Source organism: Pectobacterium brasiliense, from assembly GCF_013449685.1.
GTDB classification, from domain to species: Bacteria; Pseudomonadota; Gammaproteobacteria; order Enterobacterales; family Enterobacteriaceae; genus Pectobacterium; species Pectobacterium brasiliense_A.
Genome location: NZ_JACDSF010000159.1, coordinates 1 through 244 on the forward strand (window position 1 = coordinate 1; position 244 = coordinate 244).

1 protein-coding gene is annotated in these 244 nt (G+C 59.4%); it reads left to right on the forward strand.

From position 1 onward, the window contains the following. The coding region (locus H0248_RS21830) for a contractile injection system protein, VgrG/Pvc8 family (protein ID WP_257981588.1) at positions 1-244 on the forward strand (244 nt) is incomplete at both ends.

The following is a 244-nucleotide window of genomic DNA, read 5'->3' on the forward strand; positions in this document are numbered from 1 at the left end:
TCGGGTCAGCGGGATTATCAGTGGTTTCACGCAGGGTGACACCGGTTTTCGGCGCACGCGCTATCAGATAGAAGTCCGTCCTGCCCTGTGGCGACTGGGATTACGCACCAACGCCCGCATCTTTCAGGCGCAGAAGCCGGAGGCGATTATCGGGACGCTGCTGGAAGAAGCGGGTATTACCGACTACGCCTTTGCGCTGCGTAACGAGCATGCGGTGCGGGAATACTGCGTGCAGTATCGGGAA